This window comes from Hyphomonas sp. UBA3601 (genome assembly GCF_002375605.1).
In the GTDB taxonomy this organism is placed as follows: Bacteria; Pseudomonadota; Alphaproteobacteria; order Caulobacterales; family Hyphomonadaceae; genus Hyphomonas.
Map to the genome: position 1 here is coordinate 1 of NZ_DFME01000077.1, position 9,217 is coordinate 9,217.

Consider the following 9,217-nt stretch of genomic DNA (forward strand, 5'->3'; position numbering starts at 1 on the left):
CTGTCAGCCGGCGTCTTCATGGTCGTGCTTTTCATGAAGCCGCCTTATCTTGAGGATCTGTCCTCTACTGAAGGCGACCCAGTTGGCGACGCTGACATCAAGTACGGGCAGATGGCTGAGTAATCTCAATAAGCTGACCAGCTTCGATCAAGCCTCGATTTCAATTTCCTCCGATGGAGTCTGCCATGCCGTCAGATCGCGTACCCAATTTGGCCAGTCAAAAGTCAGCTTCGCCGAAACCATCCTGGACTAAGTGGCTGAGGCCAGATCCGTACGCACTTGTGCTGCTGTCCGTGGTAGTTACGGCGAGCATTTTGCCATGTCGTGGAGATGCAGCGGTCGGCTTCGAGTGGTTGACCAAAGTAGCCATATTCCTGTTGTTCTTCATGCACGGTGCAAAGCTGTCTCGCGCAGCCATCCTCGGGGGTATTGGTGCCTGGAGACTCCACACGCTCGTTCTGATGAGCACCTTTCTTCTGTTTCCGGCGCTCGGTCTGCTAGTGAGCACACTGCCTAATTCTCTGGTGAGCCCTACAGTCAAGATGGGTTTCCTGTTCCTCACCATATTGCCCTCCACGGTCCAGTCCTCGATCGCATTCACCTCCATGGCCAGAGGAAATGTAGCAGCAGCAGTTTGCACGGCATCACTGTCGAACATGCTTGGCGTGTTCATCACGCCGCTTCTGGCGGGCCTCCTGATGCGGTCTGAGCTTCAGTCGGGTGGGGGAGATCTGTTGGGGGTGATGCAGTCCATCATATTGACCCTGCTGGCCCCCTTCCTTGTCGGCCATCTCAGCAGGCCCCTCATCGGCGCATGGATTGACCGGAACAAGGGCGTTCTTTCAAAGCTCGATCGTGGCGCGATCCTGCTTGTTGTCTACACTGCATTCAGCGCGGCCGTCGTAGATGGAATTTGGTTGCGCGTATCGGGATTTGATATTGTTACGATCCTCTTCCTGAGCGCACTGGTGCTCTCAGTGGTATTGTTCCTGACGCGCAAGGCGGCGCAAGTGGCCAGGCTGAACAAGTCGGACGAGATCACCTTGGTCATGTGCGGATCGAAGAAGAGTCTCGCAAGCGGTGTGCCGATGGCTGCGGCATTGTTTGCCCCAGCCCAAGTTGGCGTCATCATACTGCCCTTGATGATATTCCATCAGATGCAGTTGATCGTATGCGCCATGATCGCGCGGAGCTATGGCGAGCGGACTGAAATACCCGATGAGACAGAGGTGCTCGGCGAGGCGAGCGCCTAGCCGAACTGAAAAGCCGATACGGTCGAGTTCATGACATTGTCTGAAAAGACTTTCCGGCCCGTCTCGTCATGGCCCGCGCCAGCTGCGACCATGAGTGGAAGCAAGTGCTCTTCCCGAGGATGCGAGTTCCGGCCCTGAGGTGCGTCCAGCCATCGGCTGAGCTTGACCCAGCGTTCTTCAAGATCACCTGTTTCGAGTACATCTGTCAGCCATGCGTCGAATTCAGCAGACGGTGCGGTGGCCATGGGTGTCCGGAAGGCGCGCATATTATGATAGCTCATGCCGCTGCCGATGATGAGGACGCCTTCTTCTCTCAATTGGCTGATTGCCTTGCCGACCTTCAGATGTTTTTCCGGAGAGAGGTCGCGGGTGAGTGACAGGGTCAATATCGGAATGTCGGCATCAGGGAATGCAACCAATAGCGGCACGAACACGCCATGATCATAGCCCCGGGAACTTTTCAAGGGCGCATCAAGGCCTTGCTCCACCATCAATTCCTGAACGCGATTTGCGAGATCCGGTGCGCCCGGAGCAGGATAGTTGAGCTCATAAGTGTGAGCCGGAAACCCGGAATAGTCGTAAATCATGTCTGGCGAGGCGGCCGTGGAGACGGTGAACTCCTGTTCCTCCCAATGGGCTGATACAACCAAAAGGGCTTTTGGTTTCTCGGGCAGGCTGGATGGTATGCTTTTCAGCCATTCGGCTGTCTTGTCCCACGTATCGACCGGACCGCCCATCAGCGTCCAGTCCATGAAAAAGCATGGGCCACCTCCATGTGGAATGAACAGGGTGGGCATTTTCGTGGAGGAAGCAGTCATTTTCTATTCCCGATGCTGATCGATACATGGTGTCTTTAGTGCATGTGGCTGCCGGGTGTCTTGCTTTCTCGCGTCCGCAAACTTGTCCGCGCCGGGGCCGATTATGTGTGAACCCGAAACCAGTGCCGCAACTAGTTGGGCGCATATGAACAAGACCAAATAGCGGGCTTGAACTCTGATCCAACCGGTAGGCGATTTGGTTCAAGGAGTAAGTTATGGCGTTGGTGGAAGAGACACGAACAAGCAAGATCAAGGTTCAGCCGGAAAATCTGCACCATTTGAAAGCGACACCGGAAACCGTGCACTGGGGATACTTCCACCCCAACATCAAGCCAGCGCTCCGCGTTAAAAGTGGCGATCTCATTCAGGCTGAAGCGATCACGCACCATGCCGGGGATGCTCCGGAACTGATGATGGATGAAACTGTCAAGGCAATCTGGGAGGGTGTTCAACCCGAAGATCGTGCGCCGGGTGTCCATATCATGACCGGTCCGATCTATGTAGAAGGTGCCGAACCAGGTGACATGCTGGAAGTGCGCTACTTCCGTATGGTTCCCCGCTGCAATTACGGATCCAACCTCGCTGCGAACTGGGGCCACCTCTATCAGGAGTTCGATGAGAAGGAGCGCGTGACGATCTATGAGCTTGATCCGAATGCGAACACGGCTCACGCGCTCTATGCCTATGATTTCGAAGGAAAATATCTGATCCCCGGGACCATTACGCATTGTCCTGAGTGTGACCGCGAACCTGCTTTGGTTGGCGTCCGCGTGCCGGCAAGGCCGCATTTGGGAACTGCGGGAGTCGCGCCCGCCATTGACGAGCGTATCAGCACAATTCCACCGGGCCTGCATGGGGGAAACATCGACAACTGGCGCATCGGAGCCGGCGCCACGATGTATTATCCTGTGCAGGTGAAGGGCGGGCTGTTTTCGATCGGTGACCCCCATGTCAGCCAGGGTGATGGTGAGATCAGCGGCACGGCAATTGAAGCCTCCCTCGACGTGCTGTTCCAGATCGTACTCCGAAAGGACTTCAAGTTTCCTTCGCCGCTTCTTGAAACCCCGGATCACTGGATTGTCCATGGGTTTGACGAAGACCTGAACCAGGCAATGAAGAATGCCTCATTGGACATGCTTCATCTGCTCACTGAGCATCAGGAGCTTAGTCGAAATGATGCCTATTCTCTGATGAGTGTCGCGACCGATTTTGGGGTCACCCAAGTCGTGGACGGCACGCAAGGAATTCACGTCAAGATTGACCGTGGCATCTTCCCTGAAAAAGGTGTTGTCAAAGATATCGACTAGATTGGACGTCATTGATTTATGACGATTTTATCCAGTTGAACGCAGTATTCAGGCGAGGCTTGATCAGGACTGCTCGACTTTTAGGCAGTCGCAGTCGTCAACCGGATCGGCATGGGCGGGATGCGTTGACCGACGGTACGGCAAACTGAGGATCAAAGATGTTGATGGCTGGGTGCCATAATCCGATCGGAGCCAATCTGTGCAGTTTACAACCAACGCATATCCAAAAGAGCAGAGAAAGGATGCCTGGCACTTCGCGCTACAGCGATTTTCGATGGAGTTGCTTGCGCATGAGGGTGAGCTCTACGGTGAACTGGTAAGCTTTCGTAGTGCCCAGGATTTTACATTTGTCAGGATCACCTCCACCCAGCACCGGATAAGGCTCGATCTATCGCAAGGCCCATCCCAGTTCTGGCTCATAATGCTGCTGGAGGGCGATCTCGTCGCCAAGACTGACACCACAACGATTGAAGTCTCCGAGGGCGATGTTGTGTATGGGGTCGGTGATTTGGACGTGTCGCTCGATTTCAAGCGTGACAACCGGTTTTTGATGGTACAGATCCCGGTCTCTCATCCGGCGCTGAGGATAAGGTCCAAGCCTCAAGCAGATATTTCGAATTTGGTATCCGAAGCTGGAGTTGGCCGCATGCTGTCAGGCCTGTTGCGCTCTGTTGCGGATACGATCACGGATGTTGATGACGACCAGATGCGTCCGACTGAGGTTGCGCTGCCAGAGTTCATTTCTACGGCCTTGATGAGCGAGGCCTCGACCAAGGAACTTGGCGGGGCTGCTGGTGTTCGGGCAGCTTTGCTGGAGCGTATATTCCAAACCATCGAGATGAGATTGAGCGATCCTGAGTTGAACCTTCATCAGATTGCCAAAGAGCACAATATCTCCCCACGTTATCTACAAAAGCTGTTTGAATCCGTTGGAGACAGTTTCGGGCATTTCGTAAAATTGCGGCGATTGGAGAGATGCCGACTCGACCTCAGAAGCCCTTTGCACGCGCAGAGATCGATTTCAGATATCCTGTTCCAATGGGGCTTCAATGACAGTGCCTCATTCAGTCGGGCATTCCGCGAACAGTACGGTATGAGTCCGCGGGAGTATCGCCGGATGCCGCCGGGCGACGAATCAGAATCCGAAGTGCTGCAGCGCGGGCGGCCCCCTACGGCGAAGGATCAGGTGATTGAGCCCGAAGAGCCGGAACAAACAGATGACTTTCGCGATGCCGATGATGCTGGTGAGATAGGGACTGTTGCGCCTGTGCCCGTAAAGCGCGGCGCGCGACACCATTATCTGCCCGTTACACCGGATACGATCCATTGGGGCCATTTCAGCAGCTCGCTCAAGCCGGTCCTCACGGTGGAATCCGGTGACTATGTGACGGTCGAGACACTCACGCATCACGCCAATGATGATCATGATCGCATGGTGAAGGGTGATCAGGCGGTTGAGGACATCTATCGCTGGACTGCGGAGGGCAAAACCGTCAATCGTCGGGGCGCTGGCGCACTCGACTCCTCTTCGTCGACAGGCCGCGGTGCTGGTGAGGGGTTTGGCGTCCATATCTGTACCGGTCCAATCGAGATTGCCGGCGCAGAACCCAACGACATTGTTGAAATCCGTATCCTGGAGCTGAAGCCGAGAACGAGTGCCAATCCGAAATATTCCGGGCAGTCTTTCGGGAGCAACGCGGCGGCGTATTGGGGATTTCAGTACAATGACCTGCTGACCGAGCCAAAACAGCGAGAAGTGATCACAATTTATGAAGTCGAAAGTGAGATGGGCCGTTCGTGCGCTCGCGCGGTCTATAATTATCGCTGGACCCCTCAGACTGATCCCTTCGGGGTAGTGCACGAATTGTATGACTACCCAGGCCTGCCGGTGGACACCAGCACGATCGAAAAGAACTATGATGTATTACGGAACATCGAAATACCGGTACGTCCTCATTTCGGGGTAATCGGGTTGGCACCGCCGCAGACGAAGCTCGTGGATTCGATCCCGCCAGGAAATTTTGGCGGAAATCTCGACAATTGGCGAATTGCTCCGGGATCCAGCCTGTTCCTGCCCGTTGGTGTGCCTGGTGCGCTTCTTTCGCTTGGCGACCCGCATGCATCGCAAGGTGACTCAGAACTTTGCGGTACGGCAATTGAGTGTTCGATGACTGCCTTGATACAGCCGATCCTGCATCGCGCGAGCGAGAAGATGGGGCATATCCGCGATCTTGATTATCCATTGTTGGAAACTTCCGAGGCATGGGTGATCTTCGGGTTCAGCCATCCGAATTATCTGAAGGAACTCGGTTCTTCGGCGCAGAGCGATATCTATAAAAAGTCCTCGATCGACCTCGCGATGAGGGACGCCTTCCGCAAGGCGCGGCGGTTTCTGATGACGGCTCGCGACCTCGACGAGGACGAAGCGATCTCGCTGCTCTCTGTTGGTGTCGATTTCGGTATCACACAAGTCGTCAACGGAAACTGGGGCGTTCACGCGATCATCCGGAAAGAGTTGTTCACTGCGTGATTTGAGCGCGATGTTCTCCCGATGTTTCCCTTAAAAAGGCTGCCGGGAAACATGTTGTGCGCGCAGAGACAAGAATGTGCACGCTGTGAATGACAGATTGAGGCTGACAGAAGCAGGAAGGACCGGACAATGCCGATCACCATCACCGAGCAATTCATCCAGTCCCTGGCGACATCCAAACAGGACGTGCTGGAAGCCGAAACATTGCCACCTGAATGCTACACCGACGCCAATTTCTACGAATTCGAGAAGGAGGCGCTCTTCACGCACGATTGGCTGTGTGTTGGTCGGGAAGAGTGGGTTTCGGAGCCCGGTGACTATTTCACGACTTCGACCGTGAATGAGCCGATCGTTGTTGCGCGGAATCGCAAGGGTGAGTTGAAGGCCATGTCATCGGTATGCCAGCACCGCGCCATGCTCGTGGCCGAGGGGAGCGGGAATGCGCGCGGGTTCGTGTGTCCTTATCACCATTGGAGCTATTCGCTTGACGGTGACCTTGTGGGCGCCCCTGCAATGAACAAGACGTGCGAGTTTGATCGCAAGGCGAATGGGCTCCCGAACTTCAAAGTTGAGGTCTGGGAAGGTTTCATCTTTATCAATTTTGATCAGGATGCAGCGCCGTTGGCCCCTCGATTGGTCCACGTGCAGGAGGCAATCAAGGGATATGACCTTGCCAGTGCTGAAGGTCCGCGCCCGGATCCGGCACCACGCCTGATGTGGAATTGGAAAGTCATGTTCGAGAATAACAATGACGGTTACCACGCCAGCCGGTTGCATCATGGACCCCTGCATGACTTTGTACCTTCCGAGCGTGCAAGCTTTCCGGACGCACCGGAGGGAGCGGCAGGTTATCTGAGGTTCAATGGTACGCTCCATCCGGATGCGAGCTTCAATCCGACTCAGAAGGCTGTGCTGCCCGTATTCCCTGGCCTCTCTGACGAGGCGCGCCAGCGGATGACGTTTGCGAACATCCCACCGAGCCTGTCGCTCGTGATGACAAGCGACATGGTGATCTATCTGATCATTCGTCCTGACAGCCCGGAAACGCATTACATGGACACGGGCGTGCTTGTTGCGCCTGGGGCCATGGAAGACGAAGCCTATGAGCACAAGATGGAGATGATCATGAATTCGACATCCCATATTATTGCTCAGGATTGGCATGTTGACGAAATGGTCCAGCTCGGACTGCGGTCGCGCTTTGCCAAACGGGGGCGCTACTCCTGGCAGGAAGGAGCGCAAGCGCAATTCAATGAATGGCTCGTTGACCGGTATGTTTCGGAATGGAACCGCCGCGCTGAGCCGACGGATGATGCCAGCATTGCGGCAGAGTAGAGTAGGCCGATCACGTGAGGCCGCCCGAGCATCCAACCACCTGGAGATTTAATACGCGGTCGGTTCCGCCAGCTGACAGAAATGCAGCTTGGGCGAATGCAATGCGTAGATTGCGGTTGCCATTTGTGTCTGATCCGGGTGGCCAGCCTGTTGATGGACAGATGATTATTCAGACGTCCACCATGGGTCTGCAGTTCGCCTGGATTGAGTCTGGTCGTCAGGTGATTGATGGTCGGGAACTTGAGCAGGGCGAGGGCCTCTGGCTACTCGTCCTTTTGAAGGGGGATGCAAGGTTCAGCGCAGACAAGTTCTCGGTGAATGTTGACAACAAGATGATCGTCTTTGGCGCGACACGTCATGATTCCCGCCTGGAAGTGAGTGAAAACAACGCGATACTATTCGTCCGAATTCCAGCCGTGGCGCTGGGCGGACGATTGATTGCACCGACCCATTATCAAGCTGGTACGCTCGACGGCAACTTCGGAGTTGGACGTATGCTGATCAGCATGCTTCACATACTGGCCGATGAGATTGGAGATATCTCCACGCAAGATCTTCGACCAGTCGAGCTTTCCCTGATCGAGATGTTGTCCAGCAAACTACTCGGTGTTGCCGGAAAACGTTCCTTGGGTGGTGCGGAAGGTGCACGCGCTGCCCATTTGCACAGAATCCAACAGACGTTGGAAACGTTAATATGGGACCCCGATCTGACAATCGCAAAGGCGGCAGACGAAGTCGGCGTTTCACCACGGTATCTGCAGCGTCTGTTTGCCGCTGATAATCGGAGCTTTAGCGGCTACCTCAAGAAGAGGCGACTGGAGCGCTGTCATGCCGACCTGATCAGCCCGCTGCATGCGCAGGAATCCATTTCGGAAGTTGCATACCGCTGGGGGTTCAGCAGTTCGGCACATTTCAGCCGGAGCTTCCGCGACCATTTCGGGCTGTCGCCACGAGAACATCGCCGTTCCGGTCTGGCGAACCAGATCGAGGATGAAATGAAGGTCAACAAATTGTGGGGGCAGTATCAAGAGCTGTCGAAAGACCGCCTTTAAGTTTGGCTTCAGCAGATGGCGTCCCGAAAGGGCGCGTGAAAGTAAGTATAGGGATTATATATGACTTATCCGAACACTCTGATTTTCGTCGACCTCATGTCTGACGATCCGGTCAAGGCCGGAAAATTCTATGCAGCTGTCATGGGCTGGGAAGACGATGTTCGAATGGATGGCCAGTTCTGCCGCATGGTGCCAGGCGGGAACTTCAAAAACCCCGACGGATCTGACAGCGAGATCGGGAACCTGCATATCGGAATTGGGGATGTCGCAAACTTGCGCCCGAATCCTGACCCCGCTGGCGTGGATTCGCGCACCTTGTCTCCGTTTGCGAGGTCATCCCGCCTGTGGGTGTTAGTGAGCGAAGACGACTCTGTCGACAGGATCATGACCGCCGCAGTTGAGCATGGAGCGGAAGTTCTGTGGCGGAACCATTACTGGAAAGAGTTTAATGGTTTCAATGACGCATTCCGTGATCCTTGGGGGAACGAAATCATCCTGTGGAGGAAAGGTGGCGTCGATCCCGTTATTCCGGAAGGCTATACGAGCGAGTGACCGAAGTGATGGGAGCGGATGTGGCCGGGAAACCGGAAGGTGCTAGCCGGGCAGGAGTGGTTGTAGCTGCAACTGTCGGCAACATTGTCAGCACCACTCCCGCCATCAGTGCCGTCTTCAGCCTGTTCCTGATCCCTATTTCAACAGAATTCGGATGGCCACGGGCAGTGGTGTCGGGCGTGCTGCTTCTAACTGCGGTGATGTCCGCTATTATCTACCCCTTGGCTGGTCGGCTGTCGGATCGTTGGGGATCTCGCCGAGTTATTCTTGTTGGAAACGCGCTTTTCGCTCCGGCGATTGCGGGTTTGGCTCTGGCCGATGGTTCAGTGGTCCAATTCTACTTGTTGTTCGCCATCGTAGGAGCGGCTGG

General features: G+C 55.1%; 8 protein-coding genes. 7 read left to right on the top strand and 1 reads right to left on the bottom strand.

Features of this window, described 5'->3' with window-relative positions; all coding sequences use genetic code 11:
• The first annotated feature begins 185 nt into the window (after positions 1-185).
• A complete protein-coding gene (locus tag B4F73_RS07635; protein WP_290484449.1) occupies positions 186-1,253 on the top strand; it encodes a bile acid:sodium symporter family protein in 1,068 nt (355 codons plus the stop codon).
• On the opposite strand, the gene B4F73_RS07640 is transcribed toward B4F73_RS07635, so the two are convergent.
• Complete coding sequence (locus B4F73_RS07640) at positions 1,250-2,071, bottom strand: DODA-type extradiol aromatic ring-opening family dioxygenase (RefSeq protein WP_206990951.1); 822 nt, start codon at positions 2,069-2,071, stop codon at positions 1,250-1,252. The genes B4F73_RS07635 and B4F73_RS07640 overlap by 4 nt on opposite strands.
• A 215-nt stretch (positions 2,072-2,286) precedes the next feature.
• On the opposite strand from B4F73_RS07640, the gene B4F73_RS07645 reads away from it, so the two are divergent.
• The 6 genes from B4F73_RS07645 to B4F73_RS07670 form a co-directional block, all read left to right on the top strand.
• Positions 2,287-3,378 (top strand): acetamidase/formamidase family protein, encoded by a 1,092-nt coding sequence (locus B4F73_RS07645; RefSeq protein WP_290482916.1) that lies wholly within the window; start codon positions 2,287-2,289, stop codon positions 3,376-3,378.
• Between the two features lie 199 nt (positions 3,379-3,577).
• Positions 3,578-5,908, top strand: coding sequence for an acetamidase/formamidase family protein (locus B4F73_RS07650; RefSeq protein ID WP_290479383.1), 2,331 nt, complete (start codon positions 3,578-3,580; stop codon positions 5,906-5,908).
• Positions 5,909-6,037: 129 nt separating this feature from the next.
• Entirely contained in the window at positions 6,038-7,243 is a 1,206-nt protein-coding gene (locus B4F73_RS07655; RefSeq protein WP_290479384.1) for an aromatic ring-hydroxylating oxygenase subunit alpha, read from the top strand.
• Between the two features lie 101 nt (positions 7,244-7,344).
• A complete protein-coding gene (locus B4F73_RS07660) occupies positions 7,345-8,295 on the top strand; it encodes a helix-turn-helix domain-containing protein (protein ID WP_290482917.1) in 951 nt (316 codons plus the stop codon).
• A 60-nt stretch (positions 8,296-8,355) separates the two neighbouring features.
• Complete coding sequence (locus B4F73_RS07665) at positions 8,356-8,847, top strand: VOC family protein (RefSeq protein WP_290482918.1); 492 nt, start codon at positions 8,356-8,358, stop codon at positions 8,845-8,847.
• Positions 8,844-9,217 (top strand): MFS transporter (locus tag B4F73_RS07670; protein WP_290482919.1); only part of this gene is annotated, 374 nt, incomplete at its 3' end. The genes B4F73_RS07665 and B4F73_RS07670, both read left to right, overlap by 4 nt.